The sequence below is a fragment of the Prevotella sp. P4-98 genome (genome assembly GCF_002251405.1).
Lineage (GTDB): Bacteria > Bacteroidota > Bacteroidia > Bacteroidales > Bacteroidaceae > Prevotella.
The window spans coordinates 70635-96678 of sequence record NZ_NPJC01000009.1; the positions used below are offsets into that span (position 1 = coordinate 70635).

A 26044-nucleotide genomic window follows, 5' to 3' on the forward strand; every position below is an offset into this window, starting at 1 on the left:
AGCGACGCAGAACAACAAAAAGACAACTCACACGCTTCTCAATCCGCAAACATCGGAAGTAGGCAAAACATCTGGAAGAATAACAGAACAAAGTATAAAACATCCGCATATGAAATTAAAGAGTATCCTCTCCCTGTTGGCACTTGCTGTTGCCACCACAGCGGCAGCCAAGGACTACAAGTTTGAGACCGTCAGCGGCGACATGACGAAAACCCGCATCTACACGCTTGACAACGGTCTGAAGGTTTATCTTAGCGTCAACAAAGATAAGCCACGTATTGAGGCACACATCGCCGTTCGCACCGGTTCGAAGAACGATCCTGCCGAAACCACGGGTCTCGCCCACTATCTGGAGCATCTGATGTTTAAAGGCACCAACCATTTCGGTACCAATAATGCCGAAGCCGAAGCACCATTGCTTGCCGACATCGAGGCTCGTTATGAGCGTTACCGCCAACTGACCGATGCCATGGCACGCAAGCAGGCCTACCACGAGATAGACAGCGTGAGCCAAATAGCAGCCCGCTACTTCATCCCCAACGAGTATGACAAACTCATGTCAACCATCGGCGCACAGGGTACCAATGCTTATACCAGCAACGATGTGACCTGCTATACAGAAGATATTCCCTCCAACGAGATTGACAACTGGGCCAAGATTCAGTCTGATCGTTTTCAGAATATGGTAATTCGCGGTTTCCATACCGAACTTGAGGCCGTTTATGAGGAGTACAATATCTATCTCACCGACGATAACGACAAACTTTGGAGCGCCATTGGCAAGAAACTTACCCCAACCCATCCCTATGGCACACAGACTACCATCGGTACCCAGAATCACCTGAAGAACCCTTCCATCACCAATATCAAGAACTATTTCCGGAAGTGGTATGTGCCCAACAATATGGCGATCTGTATGGCTGGTGATTTCGATCCCGATCAGGTAGTAGCCATCATCGACAAGTATTTCGGCACTATGCAACCCGGTCAGGATGTCAGCCAACCAATATTCCCTGCCCAACCAGTATTGACCACTCCGTCCGATACAACTATCGTTGGTCAGCAGGCAGCCTTTGTCTGTGTGGCATGGCGTGGCGAAAAGGCAGCATCTCTGCAGTCCGACACCCTTGACGTCATTTCTTCTATGCTGAGCAACGGTCGTGCCGGACTCTTCGACACAAACCTCAATCAGCCTATGAAGGTTATGGCAGCACAGGCTTTCTGTCAAACTCAACAAGACTACTCCAGCTTTGTACTCTATGGCGTTCCCCGTCAGGGCCAGACACTGGAAGAGGTAAAGGATCTGATGGTAGCCCAATTGGATAATCTGAAGAAAGGAAACATCGACGATGACCTGTTGCCTTCTATCGTCAACAATCTCAAGCGTAAATATATGCAAGCACTCGACAACAACAGATGGCGCGTCTCAGAGATGGTCAACTCGTTTGTCAATGGTGACAGTTGGCAACAGCATGCCAATAGCATTGCACGCATTGAGAAGATGACAAAGCAGGATATTGTGGCTTTTGCCAATCGTTTCTTCACCAACGGTTATGCTGTAATCTACAAAACACAGGGCACCGACAGTCTTGCCAAGAAGATTGACAAGCCTGCCATCACTCCTATTCCTGCCAACCGCGACATGGTGAGCCAGTTTGTGAAAGACATTCAGAACACAGAGGTGACGCCCATCCAACCCGTCTTTGTGAATTTCAAGAAAGACTTGACCCTTGCCACCACCAAGAAAGGCATACCCGTTGTCTATAAGAAGAACACCGATAATGGTCTCTTCTATCTCGGTTTCGCCTACGATTTCGGTAATCAAGACGACAACCGTTACGATATGGCAAGCAACTATCTGAACTATGTTGGAACCGACAAATACTCGGTGGCAGAACTTAAACGCAAGTTCTACAAGCTGGGTTGTGACTATGGAATTAGTGTATCTGGCAACCGTATCACCATCCGTCTGAACGGCTTGAGTGAGAACATGGCAGAAGCACTGTCACTGATGGAGAATGTGCTCCAAAATGCTCAAGCCGACCAAGCATCCTACGACCAGTTCGTATCGCTCATCTTGAAAGAGCGCGATGATGACAAGAAAGACCAACGTAACTGCGCCGAACATCTATACGCTTATGGTGTATATGGTAGCCGTAATATCTATACCGACATGATGAGTGCCGACCAGTTGCGCAATACCAATCCACAGGAGTTGCTCGATCTCATCAAAGGTCTCCGCAACATGAAGCATGAGCTCTACTACTATGGTCCGATGGAGTTGAAAGACATGACAGCCGTTATCACAAAGTTGCACGCCACTCCCAAAAAACTTCAGGACGTGCCCCATGCCACTCCCTATCAAGCCACTCAGACTCCAACAAACGAAGTGTTGATGGCACCGTTTGATGCCAAAAACATCTATTTCCGCATGTACCACAATGAAGGCCGTCCCTTCAATCTTGCCGATGCAGGAAAGATTTCCGTATTCAACGAATACTTCGGTGGCGGTATGAACAGCATCGTATTCCAGGAGATGCGCGAAGCACGCGGTCTTGCCTATAGCGCCGGAGCCGTATATACCCGCCCTTCAAAGAAGAGCGACAAGGAGAGTTTCTTTGCAAATATCATCACTCAAAACGATAAGATGGGCGATTGCATCAGCGAGTTCCACAACATTCTCGATACCATCCCACAGAGCGAAGCAGCCTTCAATATTGCCAAGGATGCCGTCATCAAGCGTCTTGCCAGCCAGCGCGTCACCAAGTCATCGGTTATCGACCGTTACTTCAGCATGCGCAAATTGGGATTCGACTACGATATCAACGAGACCATCTACAAGGATGTACAGCGAGTAACGCTACAGGACATTGTGAATTTCGAGAAATCACAAGCAGCCGGTAAACCCTATCGCTACATGATCCTTGGCAATGACAAAGAGCTCGATATGAAGGTTCTGGAGCGCATAGCACCAGTAAAGAAACTCACTCTTGAGGATATCTTCGGTTATTGATAAACCAATCAACAGGTATTAATTATTCATTATAAAAAACTAAACGAATATGAATCCAGAATTCAAGTATGCCCCTATGTTCCAGTTGGGCAAGGACGACACTGAGTACAGACTGCTCTCGAAAGAAGGCGTCAGCACAGCTGAATTTGAGGGTAAAGAAATCGTAAAAGTATCGAAAGAAGCCCTGACGCTGTTGGCTCAGCAGGCATTCCACGATGTAGAGTTTATGCTGCGTCGCGCCCACAACGAGCAGGTAGCCCAGATTCTTACCGATCCTGAATCGTCTGAAAACGACAAGTATGTAGCCTTGCAGTTCCTGCGCAATGCCGAAACAGCTGTCAAAGGTGTTCTTCCTTTCTGTCAGGACACCGGCACAGCCATTATCCATGGTGAGAAAGGTCAGCAGGTATGGACCGGATTTGAGGATGAGGAAGCCCTCAGCCTTGGTGTATATAACACTTTCACACAGGACAATCTGCGTTATTCTCAAAACGCCCCGCTCAACATGTACGACGAAGTCAACACCCGTTGCAACCTTCCCGCACAGATTGACATCGAGGCTACAGAGGGTGCCGAATATCGCTTTGTGATGGTTGCCAAGGGTGGTGGTTCTGCCAACAAGACCTACTTCTACCCCATGACCAAGGCCACCATTCAGAATGAAGGCACGCTGTTACCCTTCCTCGTAGAGAAGATGAAGAGCCTCGGAACTGCTGCATGTCCTCCTTACCACATCGCATTTGTTATCGGTGGAACTTCAGCAGAGAAAAACTTGCTGACAGTGAAACTGGCAAGTATCAAGTACTACGACAACCTGCCTACCACTGGTGATGAGACAGGACGCGCTTTCCGCGATATCGACCTTGAGGCAAAACTCCTCGACGAAGCCCACAAGATTGGACTGGGTGCACAGTTTGGCGGTAAGGCTCTGGCTCACGATATCCGCGTGATCCGTCTGCCTCGCCACGGCGCATCATGCCCCATCGGTATGGGTGTCAGCTGTTCGGCAGACCGCAATATCAAGGCTAAGATCAACCGCGACGGTATCTGGTTGGAGAAGATGGATGAGAACCCCACAGAGCTTATCCCTGAGGAACTGCGCAATCCGGGCGAAGGCACCAAGGGTATCGAGATTGACCTCGACAAGGGTATTGATGCTGTTCGTGCCGAACTGTCTAAATATCCCGTATCTACTCGCGTCAACCTGAAAGGTACCATCATCGTGGCACGCGACATCGCCCATGCCAAGCTCAAGGCACGCCTCGATGCAGGTGAAGACCTACCACAGTATTTCAAAGACTATCCCGTGCTCTACGCTGGTCCTGCTAAGACTCCAGAGGGTTATCCTTGCGGTTCAATGGGACCAACCACAGCCAACCGCATGGACCCATACGTTGATGAGTTCCAGGATCACGGTGGTTCACTGGTGATGATAGCCAAGGGCAACCGTTCACAGATGGTTACCGATGCTTGTCAGAAGCATGGTGGATTCTATCTCGGCACTATCGGTGGTGTGGCTGCTGTACTGTCTCAGTCGAGCATCAAGAGCATCGAATGTGTGGAATATCCCGAACTGGGTATGGAAGCCATTTGGAAAATCACTGTTGAAGACTTCCCCGCATTCATCCTTGTTGACGACAAGGGCAACGATTTCTTCAAGCAGTTGAAGCCTTGGACACCTTGCAAAGCCTAATGGCAATATGGGGTTCTAAGCTATAACCCAACTCCTTACAAAAGAGGAAAAAATGTTGATTTACTCGGCAATTCCACGTGAATTGCCGGGTAAATCAATTTTTTATTCCTAAATGCCTGTTCCTCTTTCAGACAATAGCGCAACACACAAAGACACCATGTGTGCATACATTTTTCAGTTTTTCAAAAATATTCGACCACAAGGCCACACCAAAAGTTCAAAACACTACTATTCAATATCTTAAGCTGTGGTCGATGGCGGTTTATACGGTATTTTCGACCATGCTTCGACCACACTATAAAAATTGTTAGCAACATGACCATCTTCAAAGCGAACGATATTTTCTGAGTTTTTCAAACCGCTGATAAAAGTATTATCAAACGTTGGATAAATGTATTATCAAACGTTGGATAAATGTATTATCAAACGTTGGATAAAAGTATTATCAAACGTTAGAAAGAAGTCTTTTCAAACATTGGAAAGAAGTCTTTTAAACGTTAGACAAAAGTATTGCCAAATATAGGGCAAAGGTATTGCCAAACATTTGTCAAAAACATTTTCAGCATCATGATTTACTCTGGCAAAATACAAACATCGTCTTTATGGCAACCTCACGCTTACAACAAACAACACTTGTGGTGGTCGAAAGGTGGTCGAAAACACCCCTCAAAAACGATTCGACCACCAGCATAAGGCAATATTGCTCAACCTGTTACAACACGCTGGTGGTCGAGTGGTCGATTTCTTGCGACATCGCGTGCGCGTGCGCGTATAGAAATAAAAGAGGTTCGTCCGACAGCATCGGACGAACCATCTTATATGTTTAGATGTTATCTTGCAGGTTACAGTCTATCAGTCACGCTGATAGTCGAAGCTATCCACATCGACCCATCCACCTGTCTGACGTGTGGCAAAGTTATAGATAGCGAAACGTGTGCCCATAAACAATCGGCGATAATCATAAATCATACGGAAATCTTTGATGGCATCTGTCCATTGTTTACCATCTGCGCTGTACGACAGTGTGGCAAGGTCTTTGCCCAATCGGAAGTCGCACGCCATGCGCAACCAAACCTCTTTGCCCTTGAGTTCGCGACGGAACACTTCCTCTCGTTTTACACCCACAACAGCTTTATCCTTATCGGTCAACTCCACCGACTCTTTCGTTGCTACAATATATAGGCGTTTGCCTTTCTTCACAACCGACAGTAAGGCTGCATCGCCTTGGAAGGCAGAGAGTCCAGCCACGTCGCCATCCTTCATATTGCTCAGATCCAGATGTATTGTTCCTTGGCATGCAGGACCCTCGGTACGGTTTGTCAGCGTATTGGGAGCAAGGAAGATGTGTGGTGCGATGCGTGATGTCTTCAGTCGGAGCCAACCTTTGCGATCGGTCAGCGACCATGCCTCATCCACTGGATTGTGGTTCCACTGCCATTGCAGCGCCAACTTATCGCTGTCAAAATGGTCGCTATAGACTATGGATTTCTTCTCAAATCCCTTCACAGGAACAGGCATTAAATAGGGAATCTTACCATCCCAATCGGTCAAGATAGGCCATCCGTCGAGCCAGCGAACGGGTTCGAGCGTTGGTGTGCGCCCCACCCCGTCACGGTCTTGGAAGATGATAGCATACCAACGTCCGTCGGGTGTATCGACAATGGTGCCTTGTCCCACACCGCCTTTACCTCCAAATTCGGTTTCAAGAATAACCTTTTTCTCGTATGGACCGTAGATATGGTCTGCACGATAGCACACTTCACGACGCGGATGCCCATTGGTCAAAGATATCATCAGCAGGTAGTATTTACCATTGTGCTTAATCATGCGAGAGCCTTCAAGTAGGTTGGTTTCGGTTTTATCGCGTTTGAAAAGTATATGATGACTGCCTTCTACCACATCGGTCAAATCGTCATTGAGTTGCATGATTTCTCCTGTACCATACACGATATAGCCCTTTCCGTCATCGTCGAACATCAACGTAGCGTCGTGGAAGTGTCGCATACGGCTATGAATGGTCCATTCTCCCTCTGCACGGTCAGCCACACAGAGATAGGTTTCACCGTCAGAATTATCGTTTGGTGCAAAGAGTGCATAGAATTTGCCATTGTGATATTTCAGCGAAGTGGCCCACTGACCACGCCCATAGACAGTACCTTCGCGCATATCGTAACGTGGCGAGCCGGTCAGTCGGGGGAAGATATAGTTGACAATCTCCCAGTTGACCAGATCTTTCGAAGCCATGATAGGAGCTCCGGGCATGAGATGCATGGTGGTGCTGACCATATAATAGGTGTCACCCACACGAATCACATCGGGATCGGGCACGTCGCTCCACAGCACAGGATTGTGCATCATACCTTCTGCTGCCACTTGATTCTGATCGAAACGCCACCAGTCGAAGGTGAAGAGTTTGTGACCTTTCAGGCCTTTGAATACGAAATAGAGATCGTGTTTGCCCACAAGAGGACGCTCTACAAGTGTCTCTACAGTCTGCCACTTCTCCCATCCACCGGTATAGGGCACTTTCACTTGTGCCACAAGTGGACCTGCCACGCTGTCGGTACGCACTTCAAGCCATCCGCCTTGTAGGGCGCTTGCCACACGAGCTTCGAAACGCAACGGTTGTTGCTGACCGAAATCCACTTCACGCACTTTGATATAATCGCCATTATGAATATCTGAAAGATACACACCGGTATCTTCATTCCACTCTGACTTAACGCCCTTCGACCATGCCATAGTCTCTGCTTCCACACGATTGTATGGGCAAAGGGTACCTATAGGACGCACTCCTTCGGCTGTAGCATTGATGATAGGGAATGTTCCATCTGGTTGATAGGTAAACTCTTCAACTGCTACGCTGCGACCAAAGCCACCTCCCAACTTGCCGGTATGATAGAAGAAATAGGAATGTCCCTTGAAATCAGCTACACCACAATGGTTGGTAAACGAACCTGTGTCCTGCAGTGGCATGATGTTGCCCATGTATTTCCAAGGTCCTGTAGGCGTCTTGCTCATAGAATAAGCAATATGTTCGGGCACTCCACCTGCGGCATAGAGCATGTAATAGTTGTTGCCACGCTTACTAATCCATGGACCTTCAGTATAGCAATCTTTGTATTTTACATTTTTGTCGCGCTTTTCCATATCGGGAGCGCCGAAGCCTTCAACACGCTGTTCGATGCGTTCCACTTCGCCACGGATAGATATCATATCATCGTTAAGACGGGCACAGTAGAGATGCGGATTGCCCCAATAGAGGTATGCCTGACCATCGGTATCTATCAAAACCGTGGGGTCTATATTGTCCCACGAACCGTTATCGAATAATGGTTTGCCTAAGGCATCACGGAAAGGACCTGTCGGTGTGTCGCCTACAGCCACACCGATAGCCATGCCACCGGTTATTTTGGAGTGGGCACAGACATACCAATAATACTTTCCATTGCGCTCGATTGCCTGTGCTGCCCATGCCCTGTCGTCAGCCCAAGCAAATGACGATTGATTGAGTGGTGAACCATGGTCAGTCCAGTTGACCATATCGGTTGAAGAATACACACGCCATTCATTCATCCAGAAGAAATCGGCATGGTCTTCATCGTGGCCGGTATATACATAGATGCGGTCACCACACACCAAAGGAGCTGGATCGGTAGTCAGCTGGGTTTGAATAATAGGATTCTGTGCCAAGGCTACAGTAGAGGATGCCAAAGCTGTGGCGAGAAAAAGAATGTTGTTGTTTGATTTCATCGTTTTATTTCTTAAAAAGGTGTGGAACAAACTGGCGAAGACAACGACGCCAGGTGAGCCATTCGTGGGCAGTACCCTTCGACTCATAATAAGTAACATTGATGCCAAGGGCCTTCAGGTCGTTGACCATCTTGCCTGTACCGAAGTTTTCCTCCGTACCGCAACCCATGAACATATACTTCATCTGCTTGTTGAAGCGGTCAGCATCGGCAAACACACCGTTGTGACAGGTCTTTACATCAACACCGAATATGGCACCACTAAAGGTTCCAAGATATGCAAACCGGTCGAGATGGGTCAATACGGTATTGAAACTTTGGAAACCGCCCCAAGACAGTCCTGCCATTGCACGACTTTCGCGATCGGTTTTAGTACGGAAGGTCTTGTCTATCATCGGGATGAGGTCGTCGTTGAGAACCTGATAGAACGATGCACCATAACCGTTGCGCGATGCATCAGGAGTCGCTCCACGATTAGGTACGAAGGGCGCTTTCACATCACCACTCTCCATCACAACTATCATGGACACACACTCGCCAGTGGCTATCAGATTGTCGAGAATATGGTTCATGTGGCCTTGATGACTCCATCCGGTTTCATCTTCACCCATGCCATGCTGCAGATAGAGCACAGGATAGCGCTTGCTCTTATTACGTTCGTATTCGGCTGGCGTATATACCATGGCGCGACGGAACTTGCCTTGCGAAGCTGAAAAATAAGTGCAAGAGCGTACTTGTCCCTGTGCCACGCCCTGTTGGGGATGGTAATAGTTACCCTCGTCACCTTCAGGAACATCCAAACCGCTCATCAGACGGTGGCATCCGAAATAAGTATCACAAGCAGGATCAGTAACCGAGACACCATCTACATTGAAGACATAATAGTGGAAACCAACAACCAACGGATCGGTCACTCCATACCATTCGCCGTTGGAATCGCGCAACATGGGATATTTCTTGCCACAGATATCTACCTTCACATCACGTGCTTCGGGAGCATGCAGACGGAAATAAGCACGATGCTGGGCATCAATGCGAGGAAATTCGTTGCCTTCAATAGCATTTTCTGCCAAACTACCTTTTTTGGCAGAAGCATGCATCTGCTTGGGGGCACCCAATAGTTGAAGCATTACATCGGCATAGCGTTTGCCAAGGATTCGATAGCCTTCCGCGGTGAAATGCAGTCCATCGCCACGCTGAGGGCAATCCTTCGACGATATCACATGAGCGGTTGGTATGGTCTTGGCAATATCATCTATGATAGCATTGTGTGAACCACAGTGTCCTCCCTGATCGGTCTGAACCACCTCGCCCATCAGCAATGGGACGTCGACTGCTTGCAGGCCGAGGTCGGCAAGAATATCATCATAGACCGTTTTTACACGTGCTGGCCATGTTGGATCGGCAGTATTGGTCTCACCCTGATGGAAGAGTATTCCCTTAATGACACCTTGCTTCATGGCCTCACGAGCGGCTGCTATCAAGCAAGCATAAGGGTTGCCATCATAGCGGCGAGCAAAGTTTTTCATCCAATCGGGCTGTTTCTTGAGGTAATCGCTATAGAGGCGCTTGTCAAACAGGTCGATGCTGGCGCCGCCAACAGCTGCCATTACCACACCCACCCTGACTTCTTCGGGCAGAAAATCCACCATGCGACGACCGAAGTAATCGGCAGGAGTAAGACCTGTCTGAGGTGCTACCAATGGCGGAACAGCTGTGCGCCATTGGAATTTGTGCCATCCAGCCTTTTCATCGTCAAATACATTCATCGACACAAAGCGGGGATTTACACCTACACGGTCACATGGCTCAGGAGTGGCATTGCCTTCCATGTTTGACTGTCCCAAGCAGAGATAGATTTGGAAATTAGGATCTACTCCAACCGATAAGACCGTCTGGTCTGCTGACGATGCACTGACATGCAATATCATCAACAGCAACATACTGATAATAAGTTTGAGTCTTTTCATCATTATTGGTATTTTAGGTTTGAATTAGTATCACTACCTGCCGTCCCATGACAAACGCACTGTGGATTTCTTCATACAGTCAGCAGTCAGCGCAACGGCTTTCGTTTGCAAATATAGCAATTATTCCACGTGCGGTCTTTGTCTTATGTTACACCTTTTATCCAAAATTGTTCATGAGGTCAAAAAATAGTTTTCAAATACCCAAAAGCAACAGATGATGGTAGGGATAATAATATCCCTTCCACACCATAGGTGCAACTGGGAATAAATGAATATATCAGTCGTGCGACACTATGAGAAGGCCGCTTCTGTTGACAGTTACTGATCAGGATCACCCAAATAATGGTATTCCTGCACATTGGGATTCTCACCCAAGTCATCATCGGTAATAACCGGTGGAGTGATAATATGTGTCTTGTTGTAGTTCTTGATTGGACTGACAAATAGTATCAAATCCTTATAACTCACCGTAGGAATGACAACACCAAACACACCGATACCGACACGGACGCCACTGGGATGAATATTATTAATAATGTGTGCGGTAGAATAGAATGGATGCTGGTATACTTCCAAACGGTTAAACTTCTTGTAAGCAGCAACGACATCACTGTCGGAGGCTAACTCACCGGCAGTTGTGAAGATGTTGCAGAAGTTGTTGACAACATCATCAACGCCATCTGCCTTGATGCTATCGTTTTCCTGGAGGCATTCGCGAATGTTGTCTTCCATCTCATCGAGCATCTGCTGCTTTGTAGGACGGGTAATCAATGCCACAAACAGCAACAGTGCCATCATCAGCAACAGGATTATAATCTTGCCGAAACAACTGTGATAGAACTCTTGCAGAAGGTTCTGATTGGTCTTGTATGATTCTTTCTGATTGGCTGCCATGGGTATATGTTTATTAGTTTTATGAATGATTAGGAGTTACTTATTATGGATGAGGTTCATGAATTCTTGGCGAGTTTTGGCCTGGTTGAAGGCACCACTGAAGTCGCTCGTGGTAGTGATAGAGTTTATTTTCTCTACACCACGCATCTGCATACACATGTGCTGAGCCTCGACCACAACCATCACACCTAGCGGATGCAAGGTCTGTTCGATACATTCCTTAATTTGCAGGGTCATACGCTCTTGCACTTGAAGGCGATGACTAAAGATATCTACTACACGGGCAATCTTTGAAAGGCCAGTAATATATCCATTTGGAATATACGCCACATGCACTTTACCATAGAAAGGCAACATATGGTGTTCACACAATGAAAAGAAATCGATGTCCTTGACAATGACCATCTGACTATAATCTTCCTTGAAAAGTGCATCAGTCAGCACTTTATGAGCGTCCATTTTGTAGCCACGTGTCAATATCTGCATGGCCTTTGCCACACGCATGGGGGTCTTAAGCAATCCCTCTCGTTCGGGATCTTCACCCAGTAGCGACAACACTTCATGGTAGTGCTCGGCCAACTGGTCAAGTCCTTCTCTATATTCTGTTTCTGGATTCATTTAATACTGTACGGTTATTTTTCCTTTCACAATGGATGCCTGCTTATAGCCAAGCCGTTGCAGGTTAACCAACATATGGTGCGCTTCCTCGTATGTACGGTAGTTGCCGACACGACAAATCCATCTAGGAGAATAGAAATGCACATAGACAGGTACATGAGGATAGTGAGCTTTGATAGCGTTGCGGGTGCGTTCGGCATTCTGACGATCTTGACGCGAGTTGCCACCGGCAAAGGCCTGTACACGATAGCCCATGACTTTTTGGGCATTACGCATCACCTTTTTAGACATATCGACCTCTGCTTCACTGCTACTCTCCGGCGCATTAACTTTCGCTATTGGGGAATTAGCAGCAGAAGGGTTGCCGCTGTTTTTGTCTGCACCTGATGGTGTCGGAGTATTGGATTTGCCACTTGACACAGCCTTATCCGCAGAAGGTTTAGTTGCTGTAGTACTGCTGGGCGATGTGGGTTGCACATTGACCAGTCGGTCTATCTCCTGACTATGATGAATAGTAACAGTACCCTGACCATCCACTTTCTTCTGGATGCGTTGTGTAAAAGACTGTGCACCGGCATGGATTGCCATGCCGATACACAGAATCATGGTGACTATCCAACGGTCACGACGAAGAGTCTGATGCTTCATCTTGAGTCCGGTTGGTTTGAGCCTTATTTCTTCCAAGCGTCGATAATGCCCTTGAAGTCTGCACATTTTAGTGAAGCACCTCCGATAAGACCACCGTCGATGTCGGGCTTTGCAAAGAGTTCAGGAGCGTTGCTGGCTTTGCAGCTACCACCGTAAAGGATAGTTGTGTCATCAGCCACAGTTGCACCATACTTCTCTGCTACGATAGAGCGGATATAGGCATGGATTTCTTCTGCCTGCTCTGCGGTAGCGGTTTTACCGGTACCAATAGCCCAAATTGGCTCGTAAGCGATAACGATATTGCGGAATTCTTCCTCGCTGAGGTTGAATACGCTTCCTTCGAGTTCAGCCTTCACTACTTCGTTCTGCTTGTTAGCCTCACGCTCTTCGAGAGTTTCACCGATACAGAAGATAACCTTAAGACCGTTCTTCAGTGCGAGTTGCACCTTCTCTTTCAGGATCTCTGGAGTCTCGCTGTAATACTGGCGACGCTCTGAGTGGCCCAGAATAACATACTGTGCACCAGTGCTCTTAACCATTTCAGCGCTAACCTCACCGGTATAAGCACCCTTTTCCTTGTCAGCGCAGTTTTCTGCACCGAGGCCAATAACATTGGCATCAAGCACCTGAGCTACAGAAGCCAGATGGATGAATGGTGTGCAGATTATAACATCGCAATTGGGTTTGTCGGCAGCAAGTGCCTCGTTAAGTTCTTTGGCCAAAGCCACACCGTCTTGCAGGTTCAGGTTCATTTTCCAGTTTCCTGCTACAATTTTCTTTCTCATTTTCTTTTTTCTTAAGAGTTTAAATATCTTGTTTGTTTCTTCTTTGCGTTTCATCCATTTCGACCAAGCCCAGAGTCGGTCTGCTATGGTCAGTAGGAAGAGGGGCAACATATACCACAATACGATATCAAGTATCTTTCTTGGAGTGGTATCTTTTGGCAGATGTCCAATATCCAACTGCTCCAAAGACTTGTTTGCCTGTTCTTCATCGAGTTGTGGCAGATTGTTATGACTCCATTTGCGCACAATTGTTCCGTCTTTCAGCAACAATAGTCCTGGGTTACTACGTATGATGGTCTTCAACACCGTTTCGTCTGATTGACAGAAAGTGTATTCAGCCCCTGTCATGTCGCGCCATTGTCCTATGGCTTTTTCATCGCTTGCGGTGAGTCCATAGAAGCGGTAACCATGATCGCGCGAATATTCATAGAGTTCGTTGATGCGGTCAAACTGGCTATCGTCTGCACTCCCAAGATGTGGTGTCACCAGCAGGAATAGGTATCCCTTCTGTTCCAACAGTTGCATGGTGATATCTTCTCCTGTTTCTATGTCATTGATATAGAAATCGTGGATGGGCGGTTCATATCCCTTGGTCAGTTGTCGAGTATTGGCCTCAATAAGAGTCCAGGTAGAATCAGGATAGTGGTCTATATCGAATGTCTGCCTCTTACCGTCCTTCTCCATCAGGTATGTCGTTTCGAAGGTTGGCATTTCTGCACCTTCTGGAATCTCCATTCCCTTCAAGATATTGGTTCCTACATGATAAGGACGAAAGTCAAATTGTGGCAAATCATATAGCGACCATGCCGATACAGCAAAGATGAAGAGCATCGAATAGTTGGTCACAATCCATTGATTGGTCTTCGATACAAAGCGCATCATATCAAGCGGCCTGTATCTCACGATAGCGACACAACCCAGAAGCACCACATTTTTTGTAAATGTCTGCCAATTGGTGAGGGTGACAGCATCGCCGAAACACCCACAATCGGTGACAGGGTTGGCCACTGCCAACCATAGTGTTAATGCCGTCATGGGAATCATCATGCAAAGTGCAAGTAGTGACACCAACCGACGGCGTATAGCAAAGAGCATACAGATGCCCAATCCAAATTCCACTGCCGACAAAAGTACAGATGCAGTAAGTGTGAGGAAATCGGGTACAAATGTCCCCAGCTGCATTGCCTTGAGATAGTCGACAATCTTATATTGTGTGCCCAGCGGATCTACAGCTTTGACAAATCCTGATAGGATAAATGTCATTGCGATGACCAAACGGGCAACGTTTACTGCTATTTTTCTAACCATCATTCACTCAACTTGATTGCTCCAAAGACGGCATAGTTGATGATGTCCATGTAATTGGCATCAATGCCTTCACTGACAAGGGTGTCTCCACCGATGTTCTCTATCTCTTTGATGCGTTCTATTTTGGTGAGGATGAAATCGGTATAACTGCTGACGCGCATGGATCTCCATGCCTCATCATAATCGTGATTCTTACGTATCATCAGTTGCAAGGCATCATCGGCATACTTGTCATAGAGTGCAAGGGCTTCATCGGGTTGCATATCGACAGTATCAGAAAATCCGTGGCTGAGCTGTATCAATCCAATAATGCCATAGTTGATGAGGGCTATAAATTCTGGTAGTATGCCTTCGCCCACAAGCGATTCCTTCTTAATTTCCAAGGAGCGTATGCGCTTGGCCTTGATAAACAATTGGTCGGTAAGCGACTGTGGGCGCAGTATTCGCCATGAAGCTCCATAATCATGCAACTTCTTGGTGAACAAGGTGCGACATTCACTCATCACCTGTTCAAACTGGGCCTCTGTCGTGTGGTTATCTTTTGTCATAATCGATTGCAAAATTAAAAAATTCCTACCATATCACCAAGGATTAGCGTCAGGAAAATACCTATTTATTATATTTCTTTCTGCTTTTTATGAATATACTTGATTTTGGCACATGCCACATCGAAGCGATTCTGAAGCGAGTCTTTACGCGCTTTCAACTGATTCGCTGTGCGGTTGTGGCGCTTCCATGCCTCTTGATCACCTGATTTATCGGCCTGATTTTGCAGTTGACGGACTTCATTGTATGCACTTTCCACCACCGCCAACAGGGAATCAACTACTGCCAGTTCGTCTTGAGTGCGCAAAAGTTCTGCTTTTTGCCATAGCGGTAAAGCCTGTTTTCGCTCTTCAATGGCACGTGGATATTTATTGCGCAAGGTGTCAATCTTGGCAAGCACATCATCGTAACGCCGTTCGTCTAGTGCCAAACGCGCTTCATCGAGCAATGCTTTCGCTTTGTTGTTAGTATTGCCACAAGCCACTATAAATAGCACTGCGGATAGTATGATAATCAGTTTCTTCGTCATTCTAAGGTGCAAAGTTACAAAAAAATGCGCAATGAACAGCCGAAATAGATGAAATTTGCGTACCTTTGCACACGACAAAGTAGAAAAACATACCATCATGAAGCTATATTCAGACGCTGCACTGGCTAAAATACTCGATAAGCCGATATTCCGCCAAATCAGTGCTTCCGCCGACGAACTGGGGTTAGAATGTTATGTTGTGGGCGGATTTGTTCGTGATATATTCCTCGAACGCCCCAGCAACGACATTGACGTAGTTGTCGTAGGCAGTGGCATTGAAGTGGCCCGACAACTGCAAAAGAATTTGGGAAAAAACCCAAAGACTGGCAGATGGCGTGCACACCTCTCGGTATTTCGTAATTTTGGCACAGCACAAGTAAAGATGGGAAACATGGAAGTGGAATTTGTGGGAGCTCGCAAAGAGAGCTATAGCCACGATTCACGCAAGCCTATTGTGGAAGACGGTACGCTGGAAGATGACCAAAACCGTCGAGATTTCACCATCAATGCTATGGCAATCTGCCTCAACAACGCTCGATTCGGCGAATTGGTAGATCCATTTGACGGTATTGCCGATATGGAAGACCGCATTATTGCTACTCCACTCGACCCTGAAATCACATTCTCCGACGATCCTTTGCGTATGATGCGCTGCATTCGTTTCGCCACTCAGCTCAATTTTCAAATTGAGGACGATACGTTTGAAGCTTTGGAACGCATGGTAGACCGCATCAAGATTGTTAGCGGAGAGCGTATCGAGGTGGAGCTCAATAAAATCATGATGGCACCACACCCAAGCATTGGCTTCGAATACCTACAACGTAGCGGCTTATTACAGCGCATGCTTCCTGAACTTTCCGCACTCGACATTGTAGAAAAGAAAGAAGGCCGGGCTCATAAAAACAATTTCCACCACACCATGGAAGTGCTGGAAAACGTCTGCCAGCATAGCGATAACCTATGGTTGCGATGGGGGGCGTTACTCCACGATATCGGAAAAACGCGTGCCAAGCGTTGGGAGCCTAAGGCTGGATGGACTTTCCACAACCATGACTATCTTGGTGGAAAAATGGTGCCGGAGATATTCCGCCGGCTGAAATTGCCTATGGGCAGCGAGATGCGTTTCGTACAGAAAATGGTAGAACTGCACATGCGCCCCATAGCCATTGCCGATGAGATTGTAACCGATTCTGCCGTTCGACGCCTGCTCAACGATGCCGGTGACGACATCAACGATCTAATGACCCTATGCGAAGCCGACATCACCTCAAAGAATGAGGTGCGCAAACAAATGTTTTTGGAGAATTTCCGCATGGTGCGTGAAAAACTCACCGATTTACAAGAAAAGGATTATAAACGGTTGTTACAACCTGTAATTGACGGCAACGAAATCATGGAGATGTTCCATCTGAAACCCTCTCGCGAGGTGGGAACACTCAAACAATACCTAAAAGATGCCGTACTCGACAATCGGGTGGAAAATGAACGTGAACCATTGATGCGTCTGCTCATGGAGCGCGCCAATGCCATGGGGCTCTCCACCGAACATCAGGAGCAACAATGACCATAGAAAAATAGAAACTATCACAACACTACAATCTATTGATCGTGACAGTCTGCCAAATGGTACCATACCACCATCGGCATTATCTTCTACGACGAGGCTTTGTGCAGTTTGCGCAAAGCCTTGTCGCGTATTTGGCGCACACGCTCACGCTTCAACCCAAGTTCACCACCAATTTCCGCCATGGTCATACGATCAAAACCTAATCCGAAATACCTTTTAATGACTGCTGCCTCGCGCTGGTCGAGCAGATAGATACAACGCTCCAAGTCTGACTTCAACAGTTCCCGTTCCATCTCGGCATCAGCCCGTTGCGAGTTTTTATCCTCCAACACATTTAGTAGCGTATAATTATTACGTGACCCTGCAGGGATACTCTCGTCCGTCGATTTCACTGTCACTTCACCAGTCACTCGACGTATAGCAGCTTCAATGGCGGTACGAATATAAGGTGCGGCAAAAGTAACAAAAGGCTTACCCCGATTCGGATCAAACTTTTCCGCCGCCTTGATAATACCGATAGTTCCTTCACTCACCAAGTCATCTGTATCAAGAAGTTCGCAGGAATATTGGCGCGCCAATGTGACCACATACCCCATATTATCTGTTATCAGTTTTTCTTTATCTGTCATATTCGCTATTTTTAGTCATTATTCTACCTTGCAAAGATACGAATAATTCCGCAAACCACCAAACTTCATCAATCATGCAAGCAAAACCCTTATCATATATTCAACAAAACTAAAAAAAAACAGTTTATATAAACAAGGAGATACAGACATAACAAAATAGCGGACTGCAAAACGAATTTTGCAGCCCGCTACATACGTTTATGTTAAAGTGACTATACTTTCAGCTACGTTATGCAATCTCAATTGCACGTGCCACTTTACTCTCTTCCTTCTTCATTTTAGGCATCACCACAGTAAGAATACCGTTGTCAACCTTAGCAGAAATTCTATCCTTAGCTACATCGTCAGGCAAAGTGTAAGTCTGCTGATAGTTTGTATAACTGAACTCACGACGCAGATAATGCTGTTTCTTATCCTCATCCTTATGTTCCATCTTGTTTTCAATGGCTACATGAAGGTTGCCGTCATCGGTCAACTGTACACGACAATACTCTTTTTTGATACCAGGCACAGCCATCTCCATGGTATATTCATTAAGATCTTCTCTGACGTTGACTGCCGGAGCGGTCGTTGTGGCAGTTGCCATTGCATCACTGTTGAAGAAATCATCGAACACTGTTGGGAACCAACTGTTTTTAAACATTACTGGTAACATAATCATACCTCCTAATTTTATTTGTTTAATTGTTCTGTTTTATATGTTGTTTACCGAGCGCCTCTGCCTTCGCTTCCGCGTTCACTAACAATTAATGCAAGTCTCATGCCACACCAACAAAACGCGCCACATTGTCACCTTTGTGTGTCATATTGTCGTTTTGTATATAAAATAGCATGCTATTCACTCGTTTATATTCCTCACGAACAACAATTACCGACCAACACTATGGACCACATATGTTTTCCGTCTTTTATAGGCAAATATCTGGCATTTATTGGTTGCGTAGCATAAATATTGTTAAATGTATTATATATATTATATAATTATATATAAGAGTATTTTTTTTTATGTATCTTTGCACTCTGAAAACCAAACTTAAATATTCGGTTTTCCAGTACACAAACAAATAGTATTGAATTTAAGAATAGTTTAAATAAATAGGTATGAAAAGTAAAAACGTTATTACCATTGCGGTTTTTGCTGCAATCGCGATTTTAACCTCATGTGGAGGAAGCAAGAAGGATGGTCTGCCCAACTTCAGTGACGACGAGTTTGCCGTAAGCACCATCAGCACATCAAGTGCTGCTTTACAAACCACGTACCCCGCCACCATTAAAGGTATTCAGGATGTTGAGGTTCGCCCAAAGGTTTCAGGATTCATCACAAAAGTATTTGTCCATGAAGGCCAAACGGTATCAGCCGGTCAACCATTGTTCTCTATCGACAGCGAGACCTATCAGGCTGCTGTCCGTCAATGTCAGGCCGCAGTCAATACGGCAAAGGCACAGGCTAACACCGCCAAGCTGACTTACAAAAACAACAAGAATCTTTTCGATAGTCACATTATCGGTGAGTACGAACTTTCAACCGCAGCCAATACTCTTGCTACCGCAGAAGCACAGGTTGCACAGGCAGAAGCTGCATTGGCATCAGCTCGCGAACAATTGGCATGGTGTGTAGTAAAGAGTCCTTCGGCTGGTGTTGTGGGAAGTCTCCCCTTCAAAGAAGGTGCTTTGGTTAGCGCTTCTGGCCAGGCATTGACCACCGTTTCAAACATCAGTACCATGGAAGTTTTCTTCTCTATATCTGAGTCTGAACTCTTGAATATGGGCAAAAACAACGGCAATATGCAGGCTGCCATCGCAGCCTTCCCTCCCGTCAAACTGCAACTTGCAGATGGTTCATTCTACGAACAACCGGGTAAGGTTGTAAAAATGAGTGGCGTCATCGATGCTTCTACAGGTGCCGTATCGCTGATTGCACACTTTGCCAATCCCGACAAACTGCTGAAGAGCGGTGGTTCTGGCTCTATCGTTATTTCTAACGACAACAGCAACGCCATCGTTGTTCCACAGGAAGCATGTTCTCAAGTACAGGATAAAATTTTTGTTTATGCCGTAGGCAAAGACAACAAAGTGAAATATACAGAAATCAAAGTAAATCCACAAGATGACGGCAAGAACTACATTGTGACCTCTGGACTCCGTACCGGTGACCGCATCGTTGTAAAAGGCATTACCAAATTGACTGATGGCCAACAGATTAAGCCTATCACACTAGAGCGCTACAATCAGAAGATAGCCGAAGCAGCCAAGCTCGCAGAGTCGCAAGACAATGCCCATGAGTTTGCCAAAGCCATGAGCGGCAAGAAGTAATTGCATCATCACTATCAAGCAAGAAGCAATTCTTCAGCAAATAACCATTTATAATATAAGGTATAAAGAAAATAGTAAATTATGACATTTACAAACTTTATAAAACGCCCAGTACTATCGACGGTGGTTTCCATCTTCTTCGTCTTGCTGGGTACCATCGGCTTGATATCGCTACCTATTGAGCAGTATCCAAATATCGCGCCGCCTACTATCTCGGTATCTACCACCTATCAAGGTGCCGATGCCCAGACGGTATTGAATTCAGTCATCGCCCCGCTGGAGGAGAGTATCAACGGTGTGGAAAACATGACCTACATGACCTCTTCTGCGTCAAACTCAGGTTATGCCAGCATCACCGTTTACTTCAAACAGGGTTCAGACCCTGATATGGCTGCCGTCAACGTGCAGAACCGTGTATCACAGGCACTGTCTTTGTTGCCTGCCGAGGTTACACGTGTAGGTGTTACGGTTACCAAACGTCAGAGTTCTAACGTGATTCTGTTCTCGCTAACCACAGACGACGGACGCTACGATGACCAGTTTGTGACCAACTATGCTTTGATCAACGTGGTTCCACAGTTGAAGCGTATCAATGGTGTGGGTGATGTGCAGAGCCCTTCTACCCGTAACTACTCTATGCGTATATGGCTGAAGCCTGAGAAAATGAAGGAGTTTGGTCTCGTACCATCTGACATCTCCAATGCTTTAGCGGAACAGAACATCGAGGCTGCCCCTGGTAGCTTTGGTGAAAGTTCTGATATGCAGTACGAATACACCCTGCGTTACAAGGGTCGCTTGAAGACTCCTATTGAGTATGAGAACATCCTCATCAAGAGCAATACTTCTGGTCAGACACTCCGCCTCGGCGAGGTTGCCAAGGTAGAACTGGGCGGTCTGGTATATAGCGTAAACCTGCTCAACAACGGCCAACCTGCCGTAATGGGTATGGTACAGCAAATTGCTGGTTCTAACGCCACACAGATTGCAACCGATGTTAAGAAGGAACTGGAAGAACTGAGCAAGAACTTCCCTCCTGGCCTAAAATACACCATCGAGCAGGACATCACCGAATTCCTCTTTGCTTCTATTGAGGAAGTAGTATTTACGCTGATTATCACCCTTTTGTTGGTATTCGTCGTGGTATATGTCTTCCTGCAAGACTTCCGATCTACTCTAATACCTATGATTGCCGTACCTGTGGCATTGATTGGTACATTCTTCTTCCTATGGATATTCGGTTTCTCCATCAACCTATTGACGCTGTCAGCCTTGTTGTTGGCTATCGCCATTGTGGTCGATGACGCCATCGTGGTGGTTGAAGCGGTCCATGCCAAACTCGACCAGGGTTATAAGAGTGCACTTACAGCATCTATCGATGCCATGAACGAAATTTCGAGCGCCATCATCTCTATCACATTGGTAATGTCAGCCGTGTTCGTTCCTGTATCATTCATCGGTGGAACCTCAGGATATTTCTACCGTGAGTTTGGTGTGACCATGGCTGTATCTATCGTAATTTCTGCCGTCAATGCGTTGACACTATCTCCTGCACTCTGTGCCATCTTCCTGAAACCACACGAAGAAGGACATGAGAAGAAAATGTCGATCATCGACCGTTTCCATACAGGATTCAACTATCAGTTTGAGAAGATTACCAATAAATATAAGAAAGGTGTACAGTGGGTCATTGGGCATGGCGTCATCGCCGGAGGTGTTGTTGCAACAGGTATTATAGCTCTTGTAGCACTAATGGGTGTCACCAAAACAGGTTTGGTACCTAACGAAGATACTGGAACACTGTTTGTTTGTATCTCTACAGCCCCAGGTACTACACAGCAGCGCACAACCGAAGTAGTGAAGCAAATCGACAAAATGCTGGAAGCCAACCCAGCCATCCAGCGCCGTGAAGCTATCATGGGTTATAGCTTTATCGCTGGTGCCGGTTCCAACCAAGGTACTATCATCATCAAACTCAAACCTTTTGAGGAGCGTCCAGGTGGATTCTTCCATCGCATCAAGAGTGCGCTGACAGGTGGTGGCATCGAAGCATTGTTCGTCAACCCCATGGAATATACTTCAGTTTTGGGTATGATTTACAAACAGACCGCAACCATCAAGGATGCTCAGATCCTTGCATTCTCACCGCCAATGATTTCAGGATTCTCTGCCCAGAGTGGTATTACAATGACCATGCAGGACAAGACCGGTGGTGATCTGAACCGTTTCTTTGATATTGTAAAGAATTTCTTAAAGGAGCTCAACGACCGTCCGGAAATCCAGACTGCACAGACCCAGTATAACCCTAACTATCCCCAGTATATGGTGGATGTGGATGTGGCAAAGACCAAACAGGCAGGCATCTCGCCATCATCCGTACTTGCTGTCATGCAGGGCTACCTCGGCGGACTCTACGCCTCCAACTTCAACTCATACGGTAAACTCTATCGTGTAATGATACAAGCAGGTCCCGAAAGCCGCATGCGTCCTGACGATATGAGCAAAATCTATGTGCGTTGCGCCAACGGCACGATGTCTCCCGTGAGCGAGTTTGTTAATCTGAAGAAGGTTTATGGTCCTTCAAACATCACCCGTTTCAACCTGTTTACGTCTATGGACGTATCAGTAACGCCTAACACGGGATATTCTTCAGGTGATGGTATGAAGGCAATTGCCGAAGTGGCTAAGACCACTTTGCCCGAAGGTTATAGCTACGAGTATTCTGGCTTGACCCGTTCAGAGGCTGAATCTAGCAACTCTACTGGTCTGATTTTCGCACTCTGTATTGTATTCGTTTACTTGATTCTGAGTGCCCAGTACGAGAGTTACATCTTGCCATTGTCGGTAGTACTCTCTATTCCATTCGGTCTGGCAGGTGCATTCACCTTCACCAACATCTTCGGCCACGCTAACGATATCTATATGCAGATATCACTCATTATGTTGATTGGTCTGTTGGCGAAGAATGCCATCCTTATCGTACAGTTCGCCCTTGAGCGTCGCCGTACGGGTATGGCCATTAAATACTCTGCCATTCTGGGTGCAGGAGCTCGTCTGCGTCCTATTTTGATGACTTCATTAGCTATGATTATCGGTCTATTGCCACTGATGTTCGCATCAGGTGTAGGTAAGAATGGTAACCAGACTCTAGGTGCTTCTGCTGTAGGCGGTATGCTGATTGGCACCCTACTCCAGATATTCATCGTACCTGCGCTATTCGCCGTATTCCAATGGTTGCAAGAGAAGATTTCTCCGCTCCGTTTCGACGATGAAGACAACGAAGAGGCTGCTGCAGAACTGGCTCAGTATGCAGAGGCTTCTGCCCGCAAAGATTCAAAGAAATAAGGTAGAACACGCAAGTGTAGAATAATAAATGCAAAGCAAAAGATGAAAAAGAATATCACATGCATCATACTGTGTCTCGCAGCGCTCTCTCTGAGCAGCTGCAAGACTCTCTACGGAAAATATGAGCGTCCGGATGTGAAGACCAGCGGTATCGTTCGCGATGTAGCTTCTGATACAGATACTTTGGCTGTAAAGGATACTACTACCTTCGCCAACATCCCTTGGCGCAGCGTCTTCACCGACCCTCAGCTCCAGTCGATCATTGAGAAGGGATTGAACAATAATGTCAACCTCCTCAATGCGGCTTTGAACGTGAAGATGGCAGAGGAACAGTTGAAATGTGCCAAGTTGGCATTCGTGCCTTCTTTGTCTTTCACTCCTCAGGGAACTATCGCTTCCTGGGATGGTAACGCTGCTACCAAGACTTACAGCTTACCTGTTACAGCCAGTTGGACGGTTGACCTCTTCGGCAACCTGCTCTCTCAGAAGCGCAGTGCCCAGATGGCTCTGCTCCAGTTGAAGGACTATCAGGTGTCTGTACAGACCAACCTCATCGCCAACATCGCCAACATGTATTATACCTTGTTGATGCTCGACAAGCAGGTGGAGCTGGTTAACAATATGGAAGGATTGACCAAGGATACCTGGGAGACCATGAAGGTGCTGAAGGATACCAAGATTGGTTATCGCGGAACTTCCGTGCAGGCTGCCGAGAGCAACTACTATGCAGTGTTGACTCAGAAGACCGACCTGATGCGCCAGATTCGTGAGACAGAGAACTCCCTGAGTCTTCTCATCGGCGACCAGGCTCATTCCATTGCCCGTGGCAAGCTGGAGAATCAGAGTCTTCCTGCAACCTTCTCTACCGGTGTAGGCATCCAGTTGCTCAACAACCGTGCTGATGTTCACGCAGCCGAGATGAATCTGGCTCAGTGCTTCTATGGCATAGAGACTGCCCGCAGCAAGTTCTATCCATCTATCACCATCTCTGGTACAGGTGCATTCACCAATTCTGCTGGTGCAGGTATTGTGAATCCAGGCAAGTGGTTGCTTTCTGCTGTTGGTTCATTGGTTCAGCCAATCTTCCAGAATGGTAGAATCATTGCCGGCTTGAAGGTGGCTAAGATGCAGTACGAGCAGGCTTACAATACTTGGCAGAACACCGTACTGAAGGCTGGTAGCGAGGTGAGCAATGCCCTTGTGCTCTACAACTATTCTGACGAAAAGGGTAAGGTGGAGGCTAAACGCATCGCCGTACTCGAGAAGAATGTGGAGGATACACGTAAGTTGATGTCAGAGGCTGGCGGTTCTTATCTGGAGGTAATCCAGGCGCAGTCTTCACTGCTCAACGTACAACTCTCAAAGGTAGCTGATGACTTCTACAAGATGCAGGCAGTGGTAAATCTCTACTATGCATTAGGAGGTGGCGCAAAATAATCATCGGATGATACATCCAGGAAGCATATCAACCATCATTGTCATGGCGATTTAGCTGCTGGATCTATATAAATATATAAATCAGAAATTATGGCAAGTATTATCAGTCCCAAAGCAGACGTTTCGCCCAAAGCAAAGATTGGCGACAACTGCAAAATATACCCCTTTGTCTATATCGAAGACGATGTAGTGATTGGCGACAACTGCGTACTCTACCCCTTCGTAAGTATCCTCAACGGCACACGCTTGGGCAATAACAACAAAGTGTTCCAAGGCGCAGTTATTGCTGCCTTACCTCAGGATTTCAATTTCGAAGGTGCTGAGAGCTTTGTGGAAATTGGCAACAACAATACCATCCGCGAGAATGTTGTCATCAACCGTGGCACATACGCAGGAAGCAAAACCGTATTGGGCAATAAGAACTTCCTGATGGAAGGTGCACATATCTCCCACGATACTGTAGTGGGTGATGGCTGTGTATTCGGCTATGGTACGAAGATTGCCGGTGACTGCGTCATTGGCAATGGTGTCATCTACAGCACTTCGGTGGTGGAGAATGCCAAGACTCGTGTGGGCGACCTCGCCATGATCCAGGCAGGTACTACCTTTTCGAAAGACATTCCTCCCTACATCATCGCAAGTGGCAAACCTGTGAAATACAGCTGTCCTAACAATGTCATCATGGAAGCAGCAGGTTTCGACCCACGTGTTCGCAAGCATATTGCCAACGCCTACCGCTTGGTATTCCACGGTCAAACATCAGTTTTCGATGCCGTCAACCAGATCAAGGATCAGGTGCCCGATGGTCCAGAGGTGCGCAACATCATTTCGTTTATCGAAGGTACCAAACTTGGCATCATCTCTAAGATGTAGTCCAACCGCTTGGTAATTCCACCGAGCACAACAAACAGTAACCATCCACTACAGTTTGTTTGTAGCCGGAACATCATAATACTTTCATCCGCAATACCGAGACATTTGGTATTGTGGATGATTTTGT

General features: G+C 46.7%; 17 protein-coding genes. 7 read left to right on the forward strand and 10 right to left on the reverse strand.

Annotation, left to right across the window (positions count from 1 at the left end; all coding sequences use genetic code 11):
• Positions 1–109 precede the first annotated feature (109 nt).
• Positions 110–3013 (forward strand): pitrilysin family protein, encoded by a 2904-nt coding sequence (locus tag CIK96_RS02500; protein ID WP_094439449.1) that lies wholly within the window; start codon positions 110–112, stop codon positions 3011–3013.
• 49 nt (positions 3014–3062) lie between these two features.
• Complete coding sequence (locus CIK96_RS02505; protein ID WP_094436591.1) at positions 3063–4706, forward strand: fumarate hydratase; 1644 nt, start codon at positions 3063–3065, stop codon at positions 4704–4706.
• 852 nt (positions 4707–5558) lie between these two features.
• Here the strand turns inward: CIK96_RS02505 and CIK96_RS13445 are convergent.
• The 8 genes from CIK96_RS13445 to CIK96_RS02550 form a co-directional block, all read right to left on the reverse strand.
• Positions 5559–8459 carry a family 43 glycosylhydrolase gene (locus CIK96_RS13445; RefSeq protein WP_254047061.1) on the reverse strand — a complete coding sequence of 967 codons (2901 nt, stop codon included), beginning with the start codon at positions 8457–8459 and terminating at the stop codon, positions 5559–5561.
• A gap of 4 nt (positions 8460–8463) precedes the next feature.
• Positions 8464–10389 (reverse strand): sialate O-acetylesterase, encoded by a 1926-nt coding sequence (locus tag CIK96_RS02520; protein ID WP_371592344.1) that lies wholly within the window; start codon positions 10387–10389, stop codon positions 8464–8466.
• Positions 10390–10746: 357 nt separating this feature from the next.
• Positions 10747–11322: a hypothetical protein gene (locus CIK96_RS02525; RefSeq protein ID WP_094391290.1), complete on the reverse strand. Its 576-nt coding sequence runs from the start codon at positions 11320–11322 to the stop codon at positions 10747–10749.
• 36 nt (positions 11323–11358) lie between these two features.
• Entirely contained in the window at positions 11359–11940 is a 582-nt protein-coding gene (folE, locus tag CIK96_RS02530; protein ID WP_094439451.1) for a GTP cyclohydrolase I FolE, read from the reverse strand.
• Positions 11941–12654 (reverse strand): SPOR domain-containing protein, encoded by a 714-nt coding sequence (locus CIK96_RS02535; RefSeq protein WP_254046319.1) that lies wholly within the window; start codon positions 12652–12654, stop codon positions 11941–11943.
• Entirely contained in the window at positions 12612–14684 is a 2073-nt protein-coding gene (locus CIK96_RS02540; protein ID WP_254046666.1) for a BT_3928 family protein, read from the reverse strand. The genes CIK96_RS02535 and CIK96_RS02540 overlap by 43 nt, the downstream gene beginning before the upstream one ends.
• Positions 14681–15229, reverse strand: coding sequence for a DUF1599 domain-containing protein (locus CIK96_RS02545; protein WP_094439453.1), 549 nt, complete (start codon positions 15227–15229; stop codon positions 14681–14683). The genes CIK96_RS02540 and CIK96_RS02545 overlap by 4 nt, the downstream gene beginning before the upstream one ends.
• Positions 15230–15297: 68 nt before the next feature.
• Positions 15298–15756 carry a hypothetical protein gene (locus tag CIK96_RS02550; protein ID WP_094439455.1) on the reverse strand — a complete coding sequence of 153 codons (459 nt, stop codon included), beginning with the start codon at positions 15754–15756 and terminating at the stop codon, positions 15298–15300.
• Positions 15757–15853: 97 nt separating this feature from the next.
• On the opposite strand from CIK96_RS02550, the gene CIK96_RS02555 reads away from it, so the two are divergent.
• A complete protein-coding gene (locus CIK96_RS02555) occupies positions 15854–17320 on the forward strand; it encodes a CCA tRNA nucleotidyltransferase (protein ID WP_094391285.1) in 1467 nt (488 codons plus the stop codon).
• A gap of 89 nt (positions 17321–17409) precedes the next feature.
• On the opposite strand, the gene CIK96_RS02560 is transcribed toward CIK96_RS02555, so the two are convergent.
• Complete coding sequence (locus CIK96_RS02560) at positions 17410–17952, reverse strand: sigma-70 family RNA polymerase sigma factor (protein ID WP_094391284.1); 543 nt, start codon at positions 17950–17952, stop codon at positions 17410–17412.
• Between the two features lie 229 nt (positions 17953–18181).
• Positions 18182–18613, reverse strand: coding sequence for an Hsp20/alpha crystallin family protein (locus CIK96_RS02565; protein WP_254047062.1), 432 nt, complete (start codon positions 18611–18613; stop codon positions 18182–18184).
• Positions 18614–19053: 440 nt separating this feature from the next.
• Between CIK96_RS02565 and CIK96_RS02570 the strand changes: the two genes are divergently transcribed.
• From CIK96_RS02570 to lpxA, 4 genes are all read left to right on the forward strand, one after another.
• On the forward strand, positions 19054–20265 hold the full coding sequence (locus CIK96_RS02570; protein WP_094439457.1) for an efflux RND transporter periplasmic adaptor subunit: 1212 nt from the start codon (positions 19054–19056) through the stop codon (positions 20263–20265).
• An 81-nt stretch (positions 20266–20346) separates the two neighbouring features.
• A complete protein-coding gene (locus CIK96_RS02575; RefSeq protein ID WP_094439459.1) occupies positions 20347–23607 on the forward strand; it encodes an efflux RND transporter permease subunit in 3261 nt (1086 codons plus the stop codon).
• A 42-nt stretch (positions 23608–23649) separates the two neighbouring features.
• On the forward strand, positions 23650–25044 hold the full coding sequence (locus tag CIK96_RS02580) for an efflux transporter outer membrane subunit (protein WP_094391281.1): 1395 nt from the start codon (positions 23650–23652) through the stop codon (positions 25042–25044).
• 90 nt (positions 25045–25134) lie between these two features.
• Positions 25135–25917, forward strand: a complete 783-nt coding sequence (gene lpxA, locus CIK96_RS02585) for an acyl-ACP--UDP-N-acetylglucosamine O-acyltransferase (protein WP_094391280.1) — start codon at positions 25135–25137, stop codon at positions 25915–25917.
• The last annotated feature ends 127 nt before the right edge of the window (positions 25918–26044 follow it).